The organism is [Clostridium] celerecrescens 18A, assembly GCF_002797975.1.
GTDB lineage: Bacteria > Bacillota > Clostridia > Lachnospirales > Lachnospiraceae > Lacrimispora > Lacrimispora celerecrescens.
In genome coordinates this window covers 5,089,246-5,113,000 of record NZ_PGET01000001.1, presented here as the reverse complement: position 1 = coordinate 5,113,000, position 23,755 = coordinate 5,089,246, and the positions used below count along the sequence as shown (strand labels likewise).

The 23,755-nt window shown below is 45.7% G+C and carries 17 protein-coding genes; 5 read left to right on the top strand and 12 right to left on the bottom strand.

Annotated features, from left to right (window positions below; translation table 11 throughout):
* Positions 1-181: 181 nt before the first annotated feature.
* The gene (locus H171_RS23255) at positions 182-793 is read left to right on the top strand and encodes a recombinase family protein (protein WP_100307234.1); all 612 of its coding nucleotides are present in this window, start codon (positions 182-184) and stop codon (positions 791-793) included.
* Between the two features lie 133 nt (positions 794-926).
* Here the strand turns inward: H171_RS23255 and H171_RS23250 are convergent, their stop codons facing one another.
* On the bottom strand, positions 927-3,998 hold the full coding sequence (locus tag H171_RS23250) for a glycoside hydrolase family 2 TIM barrel-domain containing protein (protein ID WP_100307233.1): 3,072 nt from the start codon (positions 3,996-3,998) through the stop codon (positions 927-929).
* 460 nt (positions 3,999-4,458) lie between these two features.
* Between H171_RS23250 and H171_RS23245 the strand changes: the two genes are divergently transcribed.
* Positions 4,459-4,659 carry a cold-shock protein gene (locus H171_RS23245; RefSeq protein WP_025229895.1) on the top strand — a complete coding sequence of 67 codons (201 nt, stop codon included), beginning with the start codon at positions 4,459-4,461 and terminating at the stop codon, positions 4,657-4,659.
* A gap of 555 nt (positions 4,660-5,214) precedes the next feature.
* Positions 5,215-6,060 (top strand): AraC family transcriptional regulator, encoded by an 846-nt coding sequence (locus H171_RS23240; protein ID WP_100307232.1) that lies wholly within the window; start codon positions 5,215-5,217, stop codon positions 6,058-6,060.
* 23 nt (positions 6,061-6,083) lie between these two features.
* On the opposite strand, the gene H171_RS23235 is transcribed toward H171_RS23240, so the two are convergent.
* Entirely contained in the window at positions 6,084-6,899 is an 816-nt protein-coding gene (locus H171_RS23235) for a helix-turn-helix transcriptional regulator (RefSeq protein WP_100307231.1), read from the bottom strand.
* Between the two features lie 168 nt (positions 6,900-7,067).
* Between H171_RS23235 and H171_RS23230 the strand changes: the two genes are divergently transcribed.
* Entirely contained in the window at positions 7,068-8,381 is a 1,314-nt protein-coding gene (locus tag H171_RS23230; protein WP_100307230.1) for an MFS transporter, read from the top strand.
* Here H171_RS23230 and H171_RS23225 read toward each other — a convergent pair.
* The 10 genes from H171_RS23225 to H171_RS23180 all read right to left on the bottom strand — a co-directional run bounded on the left by H171_RS23225 (position 8,378) and on the right by H171_RS23180 (position 22,316).
* Positions 8,378-9,478, bottom strand: a complete 1,101-nt coding sequence (locus H171_RS23225; protein WP_100307639.1) for a GntR family transcriptional regulator — start codon at positions 9,476-9,478, stop codon at positions 8,378-8,380. The genes H171_RS23230 and H171_RS23225 overlap by 4 nt on opposite strands.
* Positions 9,479-9,488: 10 nt before the next feature.
* On the bottom strand, positions 9,489-10,187 hold the full coding sequence (locus H171_RS23220; RefSeq protein ID WP_100307229.1) for an L-ribulose-5-phosphate 4-epimerase: 699 nt from the start codon (positions 10,185-10,187) through the stop codon (positions 9,489-9,491).
* 28 nt (positions 10,188-10,215) lie between these two features.
* A complete protein-coding gene (locus H171_RS23215; RefSeq protein ID WP_100307228.1) occupies positions 10,216-11,814 on the bottom strand; it encodes a xylulokinase in 1,599 nt (532 codons plus the stop codon).
* Between the two features lie 61 nt (positions 11,815-11,875).
* A complete protein-coding gene (gene araA, locus H171_RS23210) occupies positions 11,876-13,369 on the bottom strand; it encodes an L-arabinose isomerase (protein WP_100307227.1) in 1,494 nt (497 codons plus the stop codon).
* 21 nt (positions 13,370-13,390) lie between these two features.
* Positions 13,391-14,908: an arabinosylfuranosidase ArfA gene (gene arfA, locus H171_RS23205; protein WP_242977061.1), complete on the bottom strand. Its 1,518-nt coding sequence runs from the start codon at positions 14,906-14,908 to the stop codon at positions 13,391-13,393.
* Positions 14,909-15,362: 454 nt separating this feature from the next.
* Positions 15,363-16,793, bottom strand: a complete 1,431-nt coding sequence (locus tag H171_RS23200; protein WP_100307226.1) for a D-alanyl-D-alanine carboxypeptidase family protein — start codon at positions 16,791-16,793, stop codon at positions 15,363-15,365.
* 434 nt (positions 16,794-17,227) lie between these two features.
* Positions 17,228-18,769, bottom strand: a complete 1,542-nt coding sequence (gene rny, locus H171_RS23195; RefSeq protein WP_186802663.1) for a ribonuclease Y — start codon at positions 18,767-18,769, stop codon at positions 17,228-17,230.
* A gap of 143 nt (positions 18,770-18,912) precedes the next feature.
* Positions 18,913-19,521, bottom strand: a complete 609-nt coding sequence (locus H171_RS23190; protein WP_100307224.1) for a regulatory protein RecX — start codon at positions 19,519-19,521, stop codon at positions 18,913-18,915.
* A 63-nt stretch (positions 19,522-19,584) separates the two neighbouring features.
* Complete coding sequence (gene recA, locus H171_RS23185) at positions 19,585-20,679, bottom strand: recombinase RecA (protein WP_100307223.1); 1,095 nt, start codon at positions 20,677-20,679, stop codon at positions 19,585-19,587.
* Between the two features lie 791 nt (positions 20,680-21,470).
* Positions 21,471-22,316, bottom strand: coding sequence for a S8 family peptidase (locus H171_RS23180; protein WP_408645672.1), 846 nt, complete (start codon positions 22,314-22,316; stop codon positions 21,471-21,473).
* Positions 22,317-22,519: 203 nt separating this feature from the next.
* On the opposite strand from H171_RS23180, the gene H171_RS23175 reads away from it, so the two are divergent.
* Entirely contained in the window at positions 22,520-23,680 is a 1,161-nt protein-coding gene (locus H171_RS23175; protein WP_100307221.1) for a M20 family metallopeptidase, read from the top strand.
* Positions 23,681-23,755 lie beyond the last annotated feature (75 nt).

The window sequence follows — 23,755 nt, the reverse complement described above, 5'->3', positions numbered from 1 at the left end:
AATGATTTACTGCTGTAATCTCCGTTTTATATGCAGAAAACCCAGGTAGAACAAGCATTTTAATTTAATTGGTTTTCATTTTTATATTTTGACCTGCAGGTTTTTGTTTTCATAAATACTAATATAGTAGAATAATCTCTTGACCTCATGCCATAATTAAGAATGACAGGAGGTTATTTTTATGAAAAATTTTTATGGATACATGAGGGTCTCTTCATTAGAACAAAATACAGAACGGCAAAAGGTAGAGCTTCTGCGCTGGGGCATTATTGACAAGAACATATATTGCGATAAATTATCAGGAAAGGATTTTAACAGGCCCCAATATCAAAAGTTAAAAAGGAAATTAAAAGAGGGAGATGTTCTAGTTGTAAAAAGCATTGACCGTCTGGGAAGAAATTACGATGACATACAGGAAGAATGGCGGGAAATCGTGAAAGCCAGAAAGGCTGATATTGTGATTCTGGATATGCCCATTCTGGACACAAGAACAAATAAAGATCTGATCGGCACCCTGATTTCTGATATTGTCCTGCAGCTCCTCTCCTATGTAGCGCAGGCGGAGCGGGAAAACATCAAGCAGCGTCAGGCAGAGGGAATCGCCCTTGCAAAAGCTCAGGGAAAGCATCTGGGCCGATTTCCTACCCCCATTCCTGATGAATTTTACCCGGTTTACGAAAAATGGCAGCAGCGTATCTATACCCTTGAAACTGCAAGCAAGGAGTTAGGCATCACTGTCAGCCAGTTTCGGACAATGATTAAAAAACACAAGTCAAATACTAAGACTTATTAAAATAGTCCCTATAGGAAATAAAACAGGCAGAACCGCTGCTTTTCATCAACGATCCTGCCTGATAATATAAACACAGTATTCTATCACATCTGCGGAAATACCGATCCCTCACTTGACCGGTTTAGTCAAATGCCTATTGAATATCCGCCTTCTTAGGAACCAGTCTCACTTCAAAAACAAATTCCTCTTCATCAAACCGGTATTCTTTCCGAAGTTCCGGTCCGCAGCTTGCAGACCCGATCCCGTCCTGGCGGTAGTCCAGGCAAAGGACCGTATAGCCAGAAGCTGTCAACTCATAATTATGGGCTTTTTCTGTCAACTCTTCCTGGGTATAGACCGATACATGAAAAGAAAATGTCCGTTCTGAAGCCGCCGAGAGGGACGCTCCCCCGCCTTTTACTGTTACAAAATCACAGTCGCTCCGGCTTCCATTCTCCTGAGGCTTTAAATAGTCCTCGTGCATTTCCTTTACCCCGGCAGTAAATAGCCCGTGATAGCTTGCTCTTCTCTTATCCAGGTAGTTTTCCACCGGTCCCAGACCATAATAGGTCACCTGATCCATACTCTTTGGAAGGAAAAGGCGAAGGCCAAACCTTGGAAGCTCTGGAAATTCCATATCCCTCTTCACATCCAGCTTTCCATTCAAAACTCCATCTTTTCCAATGATCCACAATGCCTCAATCATTAATATTCTTTGGATCACAGCCGCAGTAACGGACAGCACGGTCCTGATTTCCACCTGCCCAGCCTTTAGCTCATAAGAGGTTTCATAAGCCCTGGATATGGTCCGGTCATACTGGGCAGCCATCCACTTATTCTTTATATATCTGTCATTATCCGTTGGTGCCCTCCAGATATTATATTCCATGGGGCGATCCAGAAGAGTCCTGTTTTCAAACACCATATCCTGGAAACAGCCGGTCAGCTTGTTGTAGGTATAAGCAAAGTTTGTACCGTCTATATAAAGATAACGGTCATCTTCCCGGATTGCGGGGCACGCCCTTTCCTCATCATTTGCCCCCGGTCCTTTTAACAGGCAAACCCCGGTCTGGTTTCTCATATCTTCATTTTCAAGGAGTATTTCCTCAAATCCCAAAAGGCTTCCGGCTTTTAAAAGGGCAGTATTCTGCTTTAATAAATACTGAACCTTCAAATAACATCTTCCTTTTTGCGGAATCTCAAAGTCCAGGCTCAGACTGCCTAGGCCGTGAGGCTTTATTTCCGGCATATCTCCGTCCTTAAGGATTCCCTTTGCAGTGACCGCTCCGTCACATGCCACCTCATACTCAATAGCCACATAATCCTTCAAATCCATAAAGTCCATGCGGTTTTGAAGCACCAGCTCCCTCTTTTCCTGGTCAAAGGAAATAAACCTTGCCGGGCGGTACACATTTTTAAATTCCATCAGACCGGTATGAGGTCTTCTGTCCGGGTATACCAGGCCATCCATACAGAAATTGCCGTCATGAGGATACTCGCCGTGATCTCCCCCATAAAGGTACATGGGTTTTCCATCCAAGGTCCTTCCCTGATAGATGGCATGATCACACCACTCCCAAACAAAACCACCGCATACCTGGTCATATTGGTCAAACACCTTTAAATAATCTTCCAGATCCCCCGGTCCATTGCCCATAGCATGACTATACTCACATAGGATAAATGGCTTTCCGGTATTTCTTCCAATGTATTCATGAATTTCCTCCAACTTCGGATACATACGGCTGTATAAATCCAGATTGGAAAAATCATAAGTCTTACTCCTGTCACGGTAACGGGCCGCTTCATAATGGGTGAGCCTGGAAGGATCAAAGGCTTTGGTCCATGCCAGAGCGGCTTCAAAGGTGCAGCCATAGGCGCATTCATTTCCCATGGACCAGATCACAACACTTGGCCGGTTTTTATCCCGATGTACCAAAAGCTGGGTGCGGTCAACCGTGGCCTGAGTGAACTCCGGATTATCTGCAATGGCCCGGTTCCAGCGGCCATGCACAGCCTCTATGGAGCCGTCTTCCATGTAGATGGAGTTGGTTCCGTGGCTCTCATTGTCGGCCTCGTCAATGACATAAAAACCGTACTCATCGCACAGCTGGTAGAACTGAGGCCCATCCGGATAATGGCTGGTGCGGATGGCATTGACATTGTGCTCCTTCATGAGCCTTAAATCTTTTTTCATCTGCTCCAGGCTGATGACAGACCCTGTCACCGGATCACTGTCATGACGGTTGACACCATGGAATTTGATCTTTTCCCCGTTAAAATAAACCACTCCGTCTTTTACGGTGATATCCCGGATTCCCAGGCGGTCCACGATCACCTCATTCTGGCATTCCAGAACAAGGGTATAAAGGTAAGGCTGCTCTGCATTCCAAAGTACCGGATTATCTATGGTCAAAAGAAGGAGGCCATCCTGCGGGATTCCTTCCTGACTGGCGGCCAGCTCTCCTTGGGGATCATATACTAGCGCCTTTATCGGAAGCTCTTTCCCGAAAAAGGTGACTGCTGCCTGGATATGAGCCCGATTCTCTTCCCGGGAGGTTGTGAAAAAATAATCAAAAATTCCCTCTTCCGGCCTTTTTAAAAGATACACGTCCCGGAAAATGCCGGTCATGCGGAATTTATCCTGATCTTCTAAGTAACTTCCGTCGCACCATTTTAAAACAAGGACAGCTAAGGTATTTTCTCCCTCACGGATCAGACTTGTCACATCAAACTCGCTGGTGGAATGGGATACCTGGCTGTACCCTACATAGCTTCCGTTCAGCCACACATAGAAGCAGGAATCTACACCTTCAAAATTTAAATACGCTCTGGGAGCATTCTCATCCCTTTCATAGATAAAATGACGGACATAAGCTCCGCAGGGATTTTCAGCAGGAACATAGGGCGGGTCCATGGGGAAGGGATAGCGGATATTGGTATACTGATGCCTGTCATATCCATAGTTCTGGAAACAGCCAGGAACCGGAATATCCTCATAATTTCCGGTATCATAGCCTTCCTGGAAAAACTCCTCTTTTACATCATAAATGCTGTCAAAATAGCAGAATTTCCATGTCCCGTTTAAGAGTTTAAACCGGTCAGAATTTTCCCTGTGCTCCACAAGGTCAAAGCGTGCCAGGGAAGCAGGTATGTAGTAGGACCTGTTTGGCATTGTATTTTCATGAAGCAAGTGGAGATTTTCATAATGTTTGGGTACGATCATGGTTGATCCCTCCTTCTTTTATTACCTTTATTATAAAATGAAAGGATAGAAAATCCATATCTCCAATTAGACAAACTATGCACAAAATGATACTGTTGTTTTACACATTCCTATAAATACGTACTATTCCATATAAAACCAAGACTTATGTAATTTAACCTCACTAACTATTACACTTAACCTTATTTGAGGTACTGCGATCGCGGCCTCTGCCAAGGTTATCCACTGAACTTTATCATAATGCTCCCAAAGCTCTTATAATGATTTCTCCAATCATCCTTCCTTTCTTAATCATCTTTTGCTTGACTTCCTCATAATACCGTGATACACTAATTCAGTATTTTAAATAAAGTTTTGATTTCGCATATATTTGTAAGTCATTATTCTATTGATGATTTACAAGTATATGCGATTTTTAATTTTAGAACAAATACAAAATAATTTTAAGGAGGTATCTTTCATGAAAAAAGGTACAGTGAAATGGTTTAATGCACAAAAGGGGTTCGGTTTTATTTGCGATGAAGAAGGTAATGATATTTTCGTTCATTTCTCCGGTCTTGCTATGGAAGGTTACAAATCATTAGAAGATGGCCAGTCAGTTGTTTTTGAAACAACCACAGGCAATCGTGGCCTTCAGGCTGTTAATGTTCACATCGCATAATCTCCCACCGTATTAATTAATCACATCTAGCCTATCCATTTGCATCAAATACCAAATTGATAAAGTGAATATGTACCAAAAATCTGTATATTAAAAAGTCAGAGCAATGTTTAATTATTACAGCTAAGTCAGCAGGGTTTATTTTTGTATTCCCTGCTGGCTCAACCTATTTTTCAACTTAACAGCTTCTGAATATCTCCGGCTAATTAAAAATAATATTTCTCAGTTATTAACCGTTCCACTATATTTCCACTCAATCTGCTCTATCAAATTTCGCAAAAATCCCCCATAACTTATCTGCATACTCAATATTTTGATCATAGAGTTCCTTCGCTTATTCAAAATAACTCCATATACAAATAATAATACAAATTTATCATTGAATTCTTTGTCAATAACGTATAAACTGTACACGAAAGCAATGATTAAGCGACCGCAGGTTCGCCCGCTGCTCTCGGACATACGTTACTGCCAAATTCCAACAGAGACCCCAGTGATCAAGCCCTTAAAACTTTGACTCATTGCCTTCCCGCAAATAAACAAAGGAGACTAGATATGTATACCAACACAGGCTATATGAATCTGACAGACGATGAGCTGGAGGACAACTCGATTCCTCTAAAGGCAAACTGCTGCGGCGTCTACCGCCTGATCACCCACCCCGTCATGTCCACCATACGGCCTTTGGGACGTCCTGATTACCAGCTTTTATACATCGCATCAGGAAAAGCATGGTTTTCCATCCAAGATGAGACCATAGAAATCCCTGCCGGAAATATGGTTCTTTATAAACCTGGCGAACCTCAGAAGTACGCCTATTATCTGGAAGATAAGCCAGAAGTATTCTGGCTTCATTTTACAGGTAAAGAAGCCAGGGAGTTCACCGCGCAGGCAGGTTTTGATAACAGCCGTATCCTATACACCGGTGTTTCGTCCAAATACCAGGAATTATTCCTTACCATAATCCGGGAGCTCCAGCTCCCCCGCCCATGTTTCGAGGAATTGGCAATCCTTCATCTTATGCAGCTTTTCCTCCTTCTTAAGCGGCAAAGGGAGGAAGGGGGATTTCAGAAAACAGAAATTCAGAAAGAAATGGAAAAAGCGATCCATTATTTTCATGAGAACTTATCTACGGATATTGAAATCGACCATTATGCCAAAAAGCTGCATATGAGCACCTGCTGGTTTATCCGCAGCTTTAAGCAGTATGCAGGAATGCCTCCCCGCAGGTACTTAACCTCCATCCGGGTGAAAAAGGCCCAGGAGCTGCTTGAAAGCACTGACTACGGCATTGGGGAAATCGGCAGCATTGTTGGCTATGACAATCCCTTATATTTCAGCCGTATCTTTAAAAAACAAACCGGTACTTCTCCCGCAGATTACAGAAAAGCGGCAAGGTGAGCACTCCTCTCCTGCCGCTTTTTTTATCTTCCGACCAGACGATAAGTCTGCCGGTATTCCTTTGGCGTTATTCCCATATACCTCTTAAAGATCCTTCTGAAATAATCCACATCCTGATATCCACACTGGTAGGCAATTTCATTTCCTGTCTGGTTAGTCTCTATAAGCATTCTGCACGCCTTATTAAGCCGTGCCTCGTGGATCCCCTCCGTAAGTGTCTTCCCATAAACTGCATTGTAGACACGTCCCAGGTAATCCGGGCTGCAATCCAGCTTATCGGCAAGTATGGAAGAGGATAAAGGCTCTTCAAAATGATTCCTGATATACTGTCCCGCCTGGTTTGCCAAAAGTACTTTCTGCCCGGTCACTTCCATCGGAGAAAGGGAGTCACTGAGTTCACACAGCAACTCTAAAAGCACCAGGTTTAAGATGGTACGGTCGCCCCTTAAGACATCCTGCCGTTTGATAAAGCGGCGGAAAAGTTCCTCAAACTGCTCCGGCTTTCTGATACGGATGAGCTGAGGCAGGGACATAATATCCCGTCCGATCCTCACCGCCTCTTCTTCCAGGTGAAAATGAAGCCAGTAAAAATTTAAATCTTCCTCAAACTCTCTCGTCCCCCAGTGATGCCTTCCGGGAAAGAGAATCAGCGCTTCCCCTTCCTCCACGTTATATGTTATGTCCTCTTCAGCAATCCCCAAGATCCCGGAATTTACATAAATGATCTCAAAGGAATCCATGACCCGGTCCGCATGGCGTCCCTTTCCGCCTGTCACCAGATATCCCGCATTTAACGCCCTCACCGGAAGTACGGCCTTTAAATTTAAGTAATGTTCCATCGTTTCCTCCTGTCACCTCGGTCGGAATCCTCCAGTTTTTCGCTTCTTTTTCCTCTTGTATCCCTCCCATTATACTGGCAATATAGAGAGAGGAAAACCTTAAAAACAGAATATCAGATATCTAACAAAAAGAAAAGGGGATTGTGGCAGTTATGTCACGGAAGTTCAATGATTGAAGCAGTATTACTCTTAAAAGAAAAAGTGTCCCGCACCTATTTCAGCGGAACCACGATGACAGAAGCAGATTTTACCAAAGGCAGAAGACTCTTTATTGCAGAGGGTTGCTGTGCCAATGGAATTGTAACACTGACCACCGGAGCATTCCTCTCCGGCTATGCCAATTCACTGGGAGCCACGGATTCCATAAATGGGATCATCGGTTCCATCCCGGTACTTCTCTGTACTCTTCAGATGTTTTCCTCCATCCTTTTGGAAAGCCTCTGCCGGAAAAAATGCCTGATTTCCAGTTTCTCTTTTATTCACAGGCTCCTTCTGGCTTCCGTCTTTTTTGTGCCCCTGTTTATTAGAAACCCCGGACTTCGCCTGGCAGCGGCAATCACTATTTATGGAGTTGCTCATTTTTTTGGAGCCTTTATCGGAACTGGGACCGGAAACTGGATCCTGCAGCTTGTTCCCCAACACATGAGGGGGAACTATCTGGGAAAAAAGGATTCCTTTGCTTTTGCCTTTTCCACCATCTTAAGCCTGACCATGGGCTGGGTCATGGACCGGTTCCGCAGCTTTTCCATGGAACAGACCGGATTTCTGGTAGTAGGGACTGTAGTCTTTTTCGTCGCCTGCATGGATTTCTGGTGCCTCTCCTCTATCAGCGAACCAGAAAGCCTTCCCCACCGTCAAAAGCTCCAGGATGCATTGTGGAAGCCATTGGCCGACAAGGAATACCGGAAGGTCATGCTTACCTATATGTTCTGGAACCTGGCCCTTCAGATCGCAGGTCCTTTTTTCAGCGTATACATGGTCACAGGACTTAAGTTAGATTATACATACATCACCTTTTTAGGCCTCATTTCCTCAACGGTCCGGGTTTTGGCAGCCTGGCTATGGGGGCGTCTGGCCGATGCTACTTCCTGGCTTTTGGCAGCCCGCTGCTCCATGGGAATGCTGGGACTTGTTCATGCAAGCTGGCTTTTCATGACCCCGGAGACCTGCTATACCCTTCAGCCTATTTTGCAGGCACTGTCCGGCGCTGCCTGGGGAGGCATTGCCATATCCGTCTTTAACCTTCAGTATCACTATGCCCCTGCGGAAAAACGGGTGCTTTATGTCAGCTCCAATTCCTCCTATGCAGGGCTTTGCGGCTTTCTTTCCACCCTTCTTGGAGCCTTCCTTCTCAGGGTGTTTCCTACCCTGGAAATAGGAGGACTTCCCATAACCGGAATGCAGCTGCTCTTCCTTCTTTCCGGGACCCTGATCCTGGGATGTGTATTTTACATGGGAAGACTCCGGTCTGTCTCCCTTTAAATCCTCCGGTCTTTGCAGGACTCCCGGATGATCAGCTCCGGCTTCAGGATCCGCTCCACTCTGCTTTCTTCATCGGGAACATTATTCATTTTTTCTATAAGAAGCTCCGCCGCCATCGCCCCCAGCCGCTCCTGGGGGTGGGCGATGGTGGTCAGCTTCACAATCCCATTTTCTGCAATAAAGGAATTGTCATAGCCTGTTACAGAAATATCTTCGGGCACGGAAAGCCCGCTCTTTTCAATGTTTTTCAAGACCTCGAAGGCAATCTGGTCATTGTAACAGACGATTCCGTCAATTAACACTCCTTCTTCCAGCTTAAGCCTTAAGGCTCCTGATGGCTTTGTCGTCCGGTCCTCGGTGTGGAACCAGACAACCATGTCCGGATCATAAGAAAATCCCGCCTCCTGAAGAGCTTTTACATAGCCTTTGTGCCGGTCCCTTCCCTGGCTGTCATCAGCCTTGAATATTCCCAAGATATACTTGTGCCCTAATTTGATCAGATGCTTTGTCACCAGATACCCACCCATACAGTCATCCATCAGGATATGTGGTTTGTTCATCATATGGGCGTAACAGCCCTGAATGAATACATAGGGGATCTGGTAAAAATCCAATTTCTCATAAAGCCCCTTATGGCCGCACATGATCTCACTTTTGCTTGGCTCTATGATGAGCCCGTCTATGTCCTTTTCAAGGATCTCTTCCAGACATCTGCTTTCCTTGAACCTGCTGTTTCCCGTATTTTTCAGTATAATGCTGTAACCGTTTGCCGTGAGTACACGATCGATTCCCTGGATCAGCCGCGGAAAAATATAATCCGACAAATAGGTGGTGATGACCGCGATATTTCCTGATCCTTTTTTTCCACCCGCTTTTCTGGAAACAAAGGTTCCCCGGCCATGTTCCGCCGTAATAAATCCCTCCTGCTCCAGAATAGAAATTGCTTTTCTCACCGTGTGGCGGCTTACATGACAGGAGGCCGACAATTCATTTTCCGAAGGCAGCCGGTCGCCCGGCTTTCTCTTACCTGAAATAATATCTTTTTTCAGTTCTTCCATTAACAGATAGTACTTTGCTTTTCCGCTGTCCTCCGCCATATAGGGCTCCTTATGATTCTTTTTTCTGGCCGTAATATGCATTCGGCCCATGCTTGCGCATAAAATGTTTATCCTGCATACACTGGGGTGCCGGTAAAACCGAAGGATTCAGCAGCTCCGTCATAAGGTTCATCTTTGCGATTTCTTCCAGCACAACGGCATTGTGGACCGCACCTGCTGCATCGGTCCCCCAGGTAAATGGTCCATGGTTTTTGCACAAAACTGCCGGAACATGCATGGGATTCATCCCCTTAAAGGTTTCGATGATCACGGCTCCTGTATTCTTCTCATAACCGTCCCGGATCTCTCTCTCCGTGAGATTTCTGGCACATGGAATCTCCCCGTAAAAGTAATCCGCATGGGTGGTTCCATAGCAGGGAAGGGCCCTTCCTGCCTGGGCCCAGGATGTAGCCATGGGGGAATGGGTATGAACGATCCCTCCTATTTCCTTAAATGCCTTATAAAGCTCCAGATGGGTGGCAGTATCAGAGGAAGGTCTTAACTTTCCTTCCACCTGATTTCCGTCAAGATCCATGACCACCATATCCTCAGGTGTCAGTTCTTCATAATCAACCCCACTGGGCTTAATTACAAAAAGTCCCTGATCCCGGTCAATTCCGCTGACATTTCCCCAGGTATAAGTGATAAGTCCCCTTCTGGGCAATTCCATATTTGCCTCGTATACAATTCTTTTCAGATCTTCCAGCATGTCAGCTTCCTCCTTTTTGCTTTCCGTATTATTTCAAGCTATCTACCGCAGCACGCTCAATGGAAAGTCCATTTCTGTACCGTTCCATAAAGGCCTGAAAACCTGCTACATCCTTAGGATCAGGCTCCATTTTGGTCCCCCCGTCATCCTTAAATACCTTTTCAGCCAGGTAATGATCCAGGGATTCCCCTTCCTCCTTCTTAAGCATGTAGGAGGCTAAAAGTGCAGCTCCCCAGGCTCCTCCTTCACCTGCTGTTTCCATGACGGAAACTGGAACGCCCAGGGCGGCAGCCATGATCCTCTGTCCTACTCCCTTCGTCTTAAAAAGTCCTCCATGGCCCAGAAGCTCATTAAGCCGGACTCCTTCCTCAAAGAGGATATCCATTCCCATCTTTAGTGCTCCCAAAGCTGTATAAAGATGGACTCTCATAAAGTTTGCAAGATTAAACCGGCTTTCCGGAGTCCGGACAAACAAAGGCCTTCCCTCTTCAAAATGGGTAATATGCTCTCCGGACAAGTAGCCGTAGGAAAGCATACCTCCCCCGTCTTTATCTCCTTCCAGGGCCTTCTGGTAAAGAGTGGAAAACAGAGTATTCCTGTCGATTTCCATTCCTGCCGCTACCGCAAATTCCTCAAACAGGGAAACCCAGGCGTTTAAATCTGAGGTGCAGTTGTTGCAATGAACCATTGCTACCGCATCGCCGGCAGGGGTGGTGACTATATCGATTTCCGGATAGACTCTGGAAAGCTCCTTTTCCAGCACTACCATGGCGAAAACACTGGTTCCGGCGGATACATTGCCGGTTCTCCTCGCCACGCTGTTGGTAGCCGTCATCCCTGTCCCGGCATCACCTTCCGGCGGGCAAAGGGGAATCCCAGGCTTTAAATTCCCGCTGGTATCAAGAAGCCGTGCCCCTTCCCCTGTCAGGGTCCCTGCCTTCTCTCCTGCAGTCAGCACCCTCGGCATAATATCCCGAAGCTTCCAGGGAAACTGCCGGGGAGCAACCAGCTCATCAAACTGTTCTATCATGCGCTTATGAAAATCCTTTGCAGCACAGTCCACAGGAAACATCCCTGCACAGTCTCCGATGCCAAGGACCCTCTCTCCCGTCAGCTTCCAGTGGACATAGCCTTCCAGGGTAACCAGGTAATCAATCTCTGGCACATGCTTTTCCTGGTTAAGGATTGCCTGATATAGGTGGGCGATGCTCCATCGCTGGGGAATCTGAAAGGAGAACAGCTCCGTCAGCTTTTCAGAGGCCTCTTCTGTCATGGTATTTCTCCAGGTCCTAAAAGGTACCAGCAGCTCCCCCTCTTTGTCAAATGCCATATACCCATGCATCATGGCAGAAAAACAGATGGCTCCAATGGTGGTAAGAGTCTCCCCATACCGCTCTTTTACCTCCTCTGCCATGTTTCTATAACTTTCCCTTACTCCTTCCCAGATATCCGGAATGGAATAGGTCCAGACGCCGTCTACATACTGGTTTTCCCAGTCATAACTGCCGGAAGCAATGGGATTATGTTCTTCATCTACCAGTACGGCTTTAATCCGCGTGGAGCCAAGCTCTATTCCCAGAGCGGTTTTCCCTTCCCGGATCGCTGCCCCTATTTGTTTTTCCATCATATGAAACCCCTCCTGAATTATGTCCCGCCCCTGTTTCCTAAAAGGCGGTCCTGTTATGTATTTAACGATACGCCATAGAATTCCATCTTAATTCATTTTTCAAATCCCTAATGGCAGTTTTTTCATCAATGAAAACAGCTTCAATTCCCATAGCTTCCGCCCAGTCCCCCATCTGTTCTGCCGTCAGATCATAGGTGAAGGCCGTATGGTGGGCGCCTCCGGCTAAAATCCAGCTTTCCGCTCCTGTGGCAAGGTTTGGCTCAGGTGTCCAGAACGCAGTGGCAACCGGAAGCTTTGGCATGGGCTTTTCCGTCTTTTTACAGTTTACAGTGTTGATAATCAAGCGAAAACGGCTGCCCAGATCGATCAGGGATGTTGCTATCCCCTTTCCTTCCTTTGCCGTAAATACAAGGCGTGCAGGTGCTTCCCTCTCTCCCATGGACAGTGGATTTACCCTGATGCCTACCGTTCCATCCGCAATGGTGGGGCAAACCTCCAGCATGTGGGCCTGTAAGATCCCTTCTTTGCCAGGAACCAGGTTGTAGGTGTAATCCTCCATAAAAGAAGTTCCTTTTGCATCCTTTGCTCCTTCGGTCATGATCTTCATAAGGCGCACCATAGCAGCTGTCTTCCAGTCTCCTTCTGCCCCGAAGCCATAGCCCTTTTCCATCAGGCGCTGGATGGCAAGGCCAGGAAGCTGTTTTAAAGAGCCTAAATCCCCAAAATGAGTTACAATCGCATGGTAATCCTTATCCTTTAAAAATCGCTCAAAGCCAAGCTCGATCTGTGCCTGAACCGCCACATGGGCCTTAAACTCCTCATGGTCCATACCTTCCGTTAAAATTTCGTATCTGCTGTAATATTCCTCAACCAGGGAAGAAATATCACCGTCAGCCACATCCGTTACATAATCTGCGATTTCATTGACTGGATAGGCATCGATCTCCCAACCAAATTTCATCTGGGCTTCCACCTTATCCCCTTCAGTAACCGCTACGTTTCTCATATTGTCCGCAACCCGTACCACACGGATATGGCTGCTTTCCATAATTCCCACTGCGGTCCGCATCCAGGAACCTATCCTCCTCTGGACTCCTTCATCATCCCAATGACCTGCGATCACCTTTCTCGAAATTCCCATTCTGGTGACCATATGCCCGAATTCCCGGTCGCCGTGGGCCGACTGGTTCTCATTCATGAAATCCATGTCAATGGTATCGTAGGGAATCTCCCGGTTAAACTGGGTGTGCAGATGAAGCAAAGGCTTCCGGTACTCCTGAAGCCCCAGGATCCAGGACTTGGCAGGAGAAAAGGTATGCATCCAGGTAATCACACCGGCACAGGACTCATCGGTGTTAGCCTCATGAAATAACTTGCGAATGGAGGTATTATCAATCAGCACCGGTTTTAAATTGACCTCATAGGGAAGCGCTCCGGATGCGTTCAGCCGTTCCGTGATGATCCTGGAATGTTCCGCCACATTTCTTAAACATTCCTCACCGTAAAGATCCTGAGAGCCTGTTGCAAACCAAAATTTATATTCTTTTTTCACCATGTTTAATGTCCCTCTCTTTCATTATTTTCCAAGACGGATCACATTCCATGACGCCTTGTGCAAGGTACTTGTCATGGTACCGCCATCCAGCGCAGACTGACTGGTCTGCTTCGGAGCCACCCGTTGGCAAAAAGGCCCGTTCTCCGCTTTCAAATCATCACTTTCCAAAACCACATGCTCCAGAACCCGGTATCCTTCAAAGCTCCTCACATCCACGGTCAATTCCGCATCCTTTTTAAGATCCCTGTTCACCGCAAAAATGGTTACCTCATGAAGTGCCTCATTGTATACGGACACAGCTTCTACCGTGGTCACATCTTCATGGGCTGATGTATCGAATTTTGGCGTACTGATGACCGGGACAAGTGCCGTTCCCCGCCCATATCTGGAAGCATGCATGAATGGATAAAAGATTGTCTGCTTCCATGCCGTTCCGCCTTTGGCTTCCGTCATAATGGGTGCGATCACATTTACAAGCTGGGCCAGACATGCCATCTTCACCCGGTCCGCATGCTTTAACAGGGTAATAAGCATGAGGCCTACCAAAAGAGCATCTTCAAAGTTGTAAATGTCCTCCAGCATAGGAGGTGCGACCTGCCATGGGTGATTTTTCGTAATGTCATCATCCGCCGCATTAGAGTGATACCAGACATTCCACTCATCAAAGCTGATCTTAATGTCCTTTTTCCCCCTCTTTTTGGCCTTTACAAAATCACAGGTGGCAATGACGGTGCGGATAAACTGATCCATATCATCGGAGGAAGCAAGAAAATCCTGGCTGTCCCCTTTTTGGTTCCCATAATACTGGTGCATGGATATGTAATCCACATAGTCATAGGTATGCCAAAGAGTAACTGCCTCCCAGTCCGGGAACGTAGGTATGGCTAAGTATGAACTTCCGCAGGCGACCAGTTCAATGTCTGGGTCAATGATCTTCATGGCCTTTGCCGTCTCTTCTGCCAGACGCCCATATTCCTCCATGGTCTTATGACCGATCTGCCATGGGCCATCCATCTCATTTCCCAGGCACCAGGTTTTTATGTTATGAGGCTCCTTATAACCATGGCTGATCCTTAAATCACTGTATTTGCTGTTGCCGGGGTGATTGCAGTATTCCAGCAGGTTGCATGCATCCGCAATCCCTCTGGTTCCCAAATTTACCGCCATCATTACATCAGAGCCTGCGCTCCTGGCCCATTTGGTAAATTCATTTAAACCGACCTTATTCTCTTCCAGACTTCGCCAGGCCAGATCCAGACGCCTGGGCCGATCATTTAAAGGCCCCACGCTGTCCTCCCAGTTAAAGCCTGATACAAAGTTGCCTCCAGGATACCGGATGATAGGGACATCTAATTCCCGGATCAGTTCCTTTACATCATCCCGAAAGCCATTTTCATCAGCAGATACATGTTCCGGACAGTAAATCCCGTCGTATACTGCCCGCCCCAGATGTTCTATAAAGGAGCCATAGATTCTTTCATCGACCTGTGCAATGGGATACCCCCTGTCAATTACCATTTTTACTTTGTGAAACTCCATTGATATGATCCCGCCCTTCTGTCATAAACCAGACATGATATGTTACAAATACCTTTTTATAAGAGTGACAAAATATCCTCTAACTATAATCTATTACTTGTACGCACCATTGCACAAGTTGTTTTTATGTATTTTACCACAAGAAGGCAGGTTTTTCAAAAATATCCCTTAAGAATCTGGAGAGAGAACGCACAAGGAAAGCACGTATTCTTTCTGACTTTCTATGTTTTTTCCACAATCCGCTGAATAAGCGGAGCGAAAATGCACAATTTTAATTTTAAAATTCATGAATGTTTGTTGACACTTTTTCAGAAAAATGAGTTATATTAATAAATGTAACCCCCCCCCAATACATTATATAGTTTTTGCTACACCCCATAAGAAACGAAATACCTTCTCCGAAAAAGGACCAGCTTCCCCAGCTGGTCCTTTTCATTTTCTTTTATTCTTATGTTTATTTCTTATTCCGGCGTTGTTTTAAAATCTTTTCAAACGCTTCTTCTGCCCCTTCCGCTTTTAAACGCCGCCTTCTCTCTTCTCTTCTGAGAGCGATCTCTCTGGCCTCTTTCTTTTTCTTATAAATGAAAAATCCGGTTCCGCCGCCTGCCAGTCCAAGAAAAGCAGCAATTCCTGCTATTGTAAGCACTCTGCTTCCCTTATGATCCGGTGACTTTTTATTGCCGCCTGAATTTGTTTCTGATTCCGCTGGTTTTCCATCTGTAGATCCCTGTTCTGATTCCTGGCTCGTTGGTTCGGGGGCCTTCTTTTCCATTAAGTAGGCTTGTCCCACCTTTCTGTCATTGTAGGTATATTGGATCATGGCAACCGACCCTTTGGGACTTCCTTCCGGAAGCTCTGTTACAAGAGTCTTATCCGCCTGGGAGAACTCGGCTCCTTTGGGAAGGGTTATGACACTGTCCGGTTCCAATACCAGATCAGAGGGTTTATAAGATGTCCCATTCATTTCAACAGGATCTTCCCCTGTTATATAGCTGGTTTCATTCCCTGTAACAGGGAAGTTTTCAAAACGGCTGAAGCCAAATTCCAAAAGAGCTTTGCCATCGATAAAATATTGCTTTGGGCTTCCCTTTAAGATGACGGAAATAAGCCTTTTTCCATCCTGTTCCCCATAGGTCACAAGGGTATTTCCTGCTTTAATTAGATATCCAGTCTTTCCTGCCACTGCTGACGGACAATAAAATTCACTCTTTGTATCCTTGGTCTTTACCAGACGATGCTCATTGTAAATGGTGAGCCCCTCTGGATTATTGGATGTGGGAGGAATATTATGGCTGATTGCAGAGCTGATCTCCACAAGCTTTTTATTGCTGTAAGCAGCCTTTGCTATAAGTGCCATATCATAGGCAGTCACATACTGGGTGTCTCCATTAAGCCCTGACGGATTGTCAAAATGGCTTTCTGTACAGCCAAGCTCCTTGATCTTTTCATTCATCATGTTTACAAATCCCTCTCTGCTGCCGGCCACATGCTCCGCAAGAGCATTGGCTGCCTGGTTGCAGGAATGAAGGATCAGAGAATAGAGACAGTCTTCCACAGAAAGCTTGTCACCTGTATCCACATTTAATTTATTGCCGCTGCCCTCTTCCACATTGTAAATGGCATCCTTTGAAAAGGTCACCATGTCGTCAAGTTTCGCGTTCTCTAAAACAATAAGAGCCGTCAAAATTTTCGTTATGCTGGCTGGCGGATAAGGGGCATGAATATTCTGGCCAAATATGACGGCCCCTGAATCCCCGTCTATTACAATCCCGGCTTCCGCCTGGATGCCCGTATCAGACGGCCAGTCCGGTTTCGCATATACAGTCATTAGAAACAGCTGGCTGACCAATATGCAGCTAATCAGTACTTTTATCCTCCGATTCACGTATCATCCTCCTGACATGAAATATGCCTTAAAGCCGCATTCAGATTATTATACGGTTTTAAGGCATTATATTACTTCGCACAATTTATCATTTGCCCCGAGATTTTTTAACTATAAGTATCTTACTGACCTTAGACCAATCTGAAAAAGGGCATTTATATTATAATACATCAAAACTTTGCTATATTCAAGAAAAACATTTTGAACTATATTGCCTCTGTTTGCTCTTTCCTATTCAGAGAAGGCGTAACACCATGCTTAATCATGAAAACTTTGCTTATCTTAAAGCCTGATTTCAAAACAACGTTTATCATCGAATCAATCAGGAAATGTGGGTACATTTCTCCTAAAGCAACTCAATTAAAAAATGCCCCAAACCCGCAAAAATACTAACTTTCTACGGTTTAGGGCATTTATCATCTCAATCTGAACATTTACTTCGCGTAATCTGTAACTCTGGACTCCCGGATCACGTTGACCTTGATCTGTCCCGGGTACTCCAGAGATTCTTCAATCTTCTTGGAAATGTCACGGGCTAAAAGCACCATATCGTCATCGTTAATTTGATCCGGAACTACCATAATCCGAACTTCGCGTCCTGCCTGTATGGCAAAGGACTTGTCCACTCCCTTAAAGGAATTGGTAATATCTTCTAACTGTTTTAATCTGTTTGTATATGTCTCCAGAGTCTCTCTTCTTGCTCCAGGTCTTGCGGCAGATATCGTATCTGCTGCCTGGACAATGCAAGCGATAAGGCTCTGTGGTTCAACATCGCCATGATGTGATTCCACAGTGTTCAGCACGATTGCAGATTCCTTATATTTCTTACATAACTCCACACCCAGCTGAATATGAGAACCTTCCATCTCATGGTCAACGGCTTTTCCGATGTCATGTAGTAAACCGGCACGCTTGGCCATGCGGATATCAAGGCCGATTTCTCCGGCCAACAGCCCTGACAATTGGGCCACCTCAATGGAATGCTTTAATGCATTCTGACCGTAGCTTGTTCTGTATCTCAGCTTGCCAAGCAATCTGATGAGTTCCGGATGAAGACCGTGAATGCCCACTTCAAGAGCAGCGGCTTCTCCTTCTTCACGCATATTGGTTTCTACCTCTTTTTGTGCCTTTTCCACCATTTCTTCAATTCTTGCAGGATGAATACGTCCATCCACAATAAGGCGTTCCAACGCGATTCTGGCTACTTCTCTACGAACCGGATCGAATCCGGATAATACAACAGCCTCAGGGGTGTCATCAATAATGAGTTCCACGCCCGTAAGGGTCTCTAACGTACGGATGTTACGGCCTTCCCTTCCGATGATTCTTCCTTTCATCTCATCGTTTGGAAGCTGCACGACTGAAACCGTAGTTTCTGCCACATGGTCTGCAGCACATCTTTGAATGGCTGTAACCACGTATTCCCTTGCCTTTTTTTCGGCTTCTTCTTTTGCTTTGTTGTCAAGTTCCTTAATTAATTTCGCAGTGTCATGTTTAACGTCATCTTCAACAGATTTTAAAAGATATTCTTTTGCCTGTTCGGAGGTAAGTCCAGAAATTTTTTCCAGTTCCTGAATGCCTTTTTCATAGAGAGATTCCACTTCGGCATTTCTCTTATTCAGGGCGTCCTCGCGAGCAGCCAGACCTGCTTCTCGTTTTTCCATAACCTCGGACTTCTTGTCCAGGTTTTCTTCCTTGCTTAGTACTCTTCTTTCATAACGTTGAAGCTCAGCTCTTCTTTCCCTGGTTTCCTTCTCCAGTTCATTCTTAGTCTTTAAAGACTCTTCTTTTGCTTCAAGGAGAGCTTCGCGCTTCTTTGTCTCAGCGGTCTTTAATGCTTCATCTATTATTTCCCGGGATTTTTCTTCTGCAGTGCCAATCTTGCTTTCGTAAGCATTTTTACGATACGTGATGGCAGCAGACCAGGCAATAAAAGCAACTACTACTGATACTACAATTGCAATCAATATAGCCATGAATACTGATACTGACACAGGAGCACCTCCTTATTAGATTTTCATTGTACAACAATACAACACTACAATTTTAAACTGTTTTATACATTATGTCAAGTATTTCACCCCTGTTTCAGGTATACTTATACACATTTTCCTTGTTGTCAGTCTTCACTATAAATACCGCCTAAAACACGGCTTATTGCATCGTAGGAAAAACCTCGTCTACCCAGGGCAGCCATCATTTTTCCGCGTTCTTTAAAGTCCATTTCCTCCGCTTTTATGCGCTTCTTTTTCACATAGGCCCGTATCTGGGCATCTTCATCCACAGGCTGTTCTCTAAGGATCTCCTGGATCACCTCTTTGTCCAGCCCTTTTTTCTGCAGCTCGTACTGAATCTGCCGTTGACTTTTCCGTTCCGAATTGAATTCCACGTATCTGCGGCCATAGTTCTCATCGTTGATAAAGTTATGCTCTTTTAAAAATTCTATAGCATAATCGGCTGCCTCTATCGGATACCCTCCGTCTTTTAATTTCCGTCTCAGTTCCTGTTCCGTCTTATCTGAGGATTTCAGAAGAAAAAGGACCCTTTCCCTGGCCCTTTTAAATAAAACCTCCCGAAGGATCTCCTGATAAGTCTCTTCGGAAAGCGGCTTACCTTCCTCTATCCCAAATTTTCTGATTTCCCCTCGATAAAGGACAAGAGTAAAGTCTTCATCCAGAATGACTTTACTCCTGCGTTTATCAACGGGCACAATTTCCACAACTGTCATATAAGCCCCTTATTTTAACTTTTTTCCGGCGTTCATGAATCGCCGGCTAAAACCTTGCTGAGATTACTCCTTGGGAGTTTCGTTCTTGCTTTCTTCTGCCTTGATTCTCTTGCTTTCCTTAGGGGCAGCTGAACCAGCACTCTCCGGTCCTATACTGCTTTCTTCATGAAGCCCATACTTTATACGGACCTTGTTCTCTACTTCCAGGCAAACGGCCGGATTGTCCTGAAGATAAGTCTTGGCATTCTCACGTCCCTGACCGATCTTGACATTATTATAAGCAAACCATGCTCCGCTCTTTTCTACGATATTCTCTTTTACCGCCAGATCCAGGATATCTCCTTCTTTGGAAATACCTTTGCCGAACATGATATCGAATTCCGCCTCCTTAAATGGCGGTGCAATCTTATTCTTTACTACCTTAACACGTACCCGGTTACCTACCATATCTCCGCCCTGCTTTAAGGTCTCGATCTTACGGATATCCAGACGGACAGACGCGTAGAACTTAAGGGCACGTCCACCTGTGGTAGTCTCAGGGCTTCCAAACATTACTCCTACCTTCTCACGAAGCTGGTTAATAAAGAGAACAATACAGTTGGACTTGCTGATGATGGCCGTCAGCTTTCTAAGAGCCTGGGACATCAGACGCGCCTGAAGACCCACATGGGAATCGCCCATATCACCTTCGATTTCGGCCTTTGGCACAAGAGCTGCGACCGAGTCCACGATTACGATGTCAACAGCACCGGACCGAACCATGGTTTCCGTGATCTCCAATGCCTGCTCCCCGTTATCCGGCTGGGAAATGTAAAGGTTATCTATATCCACTCCAATGTTCTTGGCGTAAACAGGATCAAGGGCATGCTCCGCATCAATAAATCCTGCGATGCCGCCTCTCTTCTGAACCTCTGCGATCATATGTAGGGCAACAGTTGTTTTACCACTGGATTCCGGTCCGTAGATCTCCACAACCCTTCCCTTTGGAATTCCTCCCAGGCCTAGGGCTATATCAAGGCTCAATGCCCCTGTAGGTATGGTCTCTACGTTCATATTTGTGCCTGAGTCGCCCAGCTTCATTACAGAGCCTTTTCCATATGCCTTTTCTATCTGAGTAAGGGCGGCATCAAGCGCCTTTAGCTTATCATCTTTATTCATATTATCCTCCGACGCGAACAAATGTTCTTTTTCTGTTTATAATCATAGTATACTTCCGGGCAAATGTCAACCAGAATTTTATACTTCTGAGCTCAATACGCATCACACTCCTGACCTGTGCAGCAAAAAAATTCGTTTTAATAAATTCAATAGGAAATTTTTGGCGAAATGCCTGAAAGTTGAAGAGAATGACAATCTGCTTTCTTACTGTTAATTTACTATAGCATAGGAGGATTGGAGGTGCAAGTACTATTTTGTAATAATGTCAATCTGAATCAGGCCACATCATACGGTATATCGAATACTCCCAGGCCGCTCAAATACAGTTACGTCTTCGCTTTATGCATATGGGTGAATGGAAGTCTTAAACCACTTTATTAACTACCCTGCAATAAGCTAAGTCAAAGAAAAAACCGTGCTATACCAAAATAATCCGGATAAACACGGCTTTCTGGTTCTTTATATATTTTATTGTTACTCTCCTTATTATTGGGACACATAAATTTATGCATGGTCCCCTTATAATATATGGCTCGCACAATGTTTTATTTCCCGAACGTGATATACCGCTGCCACACAGCCCCGGCACTCTGTATGCGGATACGTTTATATGCTGCCAGTCAGGACAAGGGGAATAGATTGCTTTGAAACTTTATACACCTATCAAGTCTATAAATTTACTGGCTGCCGTAGAAAGCGGCATATCCTTTTTAACAACAACTCTCAAACAAATCAGGGCCTCTGCGGGACAAACTTTCCCCCAGAAGCCCTGATATACTTATGCTCCTCTATTACATCAATAGCCTCTCAACATCAAGCATCCCCCAGCCCTGCTGATTTATGGGAAGACCCAGATCCACTGCCCGCTCTCTTAGCATCAGTTTCACATCCCGGTTGGTCATATAGGGATATTTCTGAAGAAGAAGCGCAATCGCCCCTGAAACCAGAGGTGTCGACATTGAGGTTCCGCTTTTGGCAAGGTATTGCCCTGATTCGTTGGCGCAACTGATAATTCCTGCCCCCGGAGCGATGATTTCCGGTTTGCAGATGCAGGCACCGGTGGGACCTCTTCCGGAATAATCGATCATCCGGTTTCCCATTACATTTACCTCTTTATAGTCATCTGAGCACCCCACAGTAATCACCTTCCGGCTGATACCCGGAGTCGTGATCGTATTCATGCCCGGTCCCATGTTTCCTGCGGCCACACAGACCACCAGCCCGTCATCCCATGCCGCATTTACTCCACGCACAAGAACAGAATTTTCTGTCATCCCCTTTTTCGAAAAGGAACCAACGGAAATATTTACAATCCTGATCCCATACCTTTCCCTGTTATCGCGAATCCATTTAAGTCCGGCCAGCACATCGGAGGCATAGCCGTTTCCTTTTTTATCCAATACCTTAAGCATAATGATATGACACTCTGGTGCAATGCCCATATACATTCCTCCGGAAGCGATGCCGCTGCCTCCTATGATTCCTGATATATGAGTCCCATGACCGTTATCGTCATAGGTGTCCCTTCTGCGGTGTACAATATCTACAAAAGCCGCCATTCTATGTTCAAAGTCCTCATGAAGATAAATCCCCGTATCGAGAACTGCAACTCCAATCCCACGCCCTGTATAGCCCATACGATGGGCAGCTTCACAGTGTACCGCTTCTCTCACATGATTCACAGTCCGTTACCTGATTCCTTTTTTATTAGGATATTCCGAATTGGCTCATGTGGTTTCTTTTCCTCTAAAATACAAAAGAGATTTTAGTCAAATACCATTTACTTTCTACTTGTCTGTTCCTATAATGGATATAAAATACATATAAGGAGATTATCATTATGGAAAATCATCGATCCGATGCCACTTTGCTGACACAGAACCTGATCCGCATCGACAGTACGGATCCCGGTGCATACGAAAAAAATATTGCCGAATATATCTTTAGCCGGCTATCCTCCCTGTCTGTCCCTGTCATCAAAAAAGAGGTCCTGCCGGGCCGTTATAATATTATGGCAAAAATCAAAGGAGAAATCGACGACCCTGCCCTTGTTTATATCTGCCACATGGACACGGTAACCATTGGAGAGGGCTGGACAACCGACCCTCTTGGAGCGGAGGTTATAAATGGAAGGATCTATGGCCGGGGAGCCTGTGACATGAAATCCGGACTGGCCTGCGCCCTCTCCGCCTTTTCCGCCATGGCAGAGGAGGCAGCTTCCGGAAAAATCCCCAGGCATTCCTTTGTTTTCATCGGTACTGTTGATGAAGAGGATTTCATGCGGGGAGTTGAGGATGTGATAAAAGAAGGCTGGGTGACGGAAAAAAGCTTTGTCCTGGATACAGAGCCAACAAACGGACAGATCCAGGTTGCTCATAAAGGGCGTACCTGGTTTGAAGTTACCGTTACCGGAGTGACCGCCCATGCAAGCACTCCCTGGAAGGGGGCCGACGCCATTGCCGCCATGGCCGAGATCATATCTTCCATACGCCGGCGGATCGGAGAATGCCCCTCTCATGAGGATCTGGGCATATCTACCGTTACATTCGGCCAGATCGAAGGAGGATACCGCCCGTATGTGGTTCCCGACCAATGCAGAGTCTGGATCGATATGCGCCTGGTACCTCCCACAGATACAGCTGCTGCCATCTCCATTGTGGAACAGGCCATCCGGGAAGCTGCGATCGCTGTTCCAGGGATCACCTCTTCTTATGAGATCACAGGAGACAGGCCTTTTATTGAAAAGGATGAAAGCTCCTATTTATTAAAAGCCCTGAAAGCCGCAGCAGAGGAAACCACAGGAAAGACGGTCCCTGTCTCCTATTTTCCCGGGTACACCGACACTGCCGTCATCGCAGGAAAGCTTCACAATCCCAACTGCATGTCCTATGGTCCCGGTGATCTGGAACTGGCCCATAAACCGGATGAATTTGTCCCCTGTGAAGATATCTTAAGATGCGAGGAAGTGCTCACCAGACTGGCACGCTCCATACTTTTCTAGATGTTTTCTGCCGGGCCCGGAATTGAAATGAACCCTCTATGTTGAATAAAACCAACATAGAGGGTTCATTGTTAT

Excerpts from the sequence above, each read along its gene's own strand:
- H171_RS23255 (WP_100307234.1), top strand. The coding sequence starts at position 182 with ATGAAAAATTTTTATGGATACATGAGGGTCTCTTCATTAGAACAAAAT.
- H171_RS23250 (WP_100307233.1), bottom strand. The coding sequence starts at position 3,998 with ATGATCGTACCCAAACATTATGAAAATCTCCACTTGCTTCATGAAAAT.
- H171_RS23245 (WP_025229895.1), top strand. The coding sequence starts at position 4,459 with ATGAAAAAAGGTACAGTGAAATGGTTTAATGCACAAAAGGGGTTCGGT.
- H171_RS23240 (WP_100307232.1), top strand. The coding sequence starts at position 5,215 with ATGTATACCAACACAGGCTATATGAATCTGACAGACGATGAGCTGGAG.
- H171_RS23235 (WP_100307231.1), bottom strand. The coding sequence starts at position 6,899 with ATGGAACATTACTTAAATTTAAAGGCCGTACTTCCGGTGAGGGCGTTA.
- H171_RS23230 (WP_100307230.1), top strand. The coding sequence starts at position 7,068 with ATGATTGAAGCAGTATTACTCTTAAAAGAAAAAGTGTCCCGCACCTAT.
- H171_RS23225 (WP_100307639.1), bottom strand. The coding sequence starts at position 9,478 with ATGGCGGAGGACAGCGGAAAAGCAAAGTACTATCTGTTAATGGAAGAA.
- H171_RS23220 (WP_100307229.1), bottom strand. The coding sequence starts at position 10,187 with ATGCTGGAAGATCTGAAAAGAATTGTATACGAGGCAAATATGGAATTG.
- H171_RS23215 (WP_100307228.1), bottom strand. The coding sequence starts at position 11,814 with ATGATGGAAAAACAAATAGGGGCAGCGATCCGGGAAGGGAAAACCGCT.
- araA (WP_100307227.1), bottom strand. The coding sequence starts at position 13,369 with ATGGTGAAAAAAGAATATAAATTTTGGTTTGCAACAGGCTCTCAGGAT.
- arfA (WP_242977061.1), bottom strand. The coding sequence starts at position 14,908 with ATGGAGTTTCACAAAGTAAAAATGGTAATTGACAGGGGGTATCCCATT.
- rny (WP_186802663.1), bottom strand. The coding sequence starts at position 18,769 with ATGGCTATATTGATTGCAATTGTAGTATCAGTAGTAGTTGCTTTTATT.
- H171_RS23190 (WP_100307224.1), bottom strand. The coding sequence starts at position 19,521 with ATGACAGTTGTGGAAATTGTGCCCGTTGATAAACGCAGGAGTAAAGTC.
- recA (WP_100307223.1), bottom strand. The coding sequence starts at position 20,679 with ATGAATAAAGATGATAAGCTAAAGGCGCTTGATGCCGCCCTTACTCAG.
- H171_RS23180 (WP_408645672.1), bottom strand. The coding sequence starts at position 22,316 with ATGGGCTATACAGGGCGTGGGATTGGAGTTGCAGTTCTCGATACGGGG.
- H171_RS23175 (WP_100307221.1), top strand. The coding sequence starts at position 22,520 with ATGGAAAATCATCGATCCGATGCCACTTTGCTGACACAGAACCTGATC.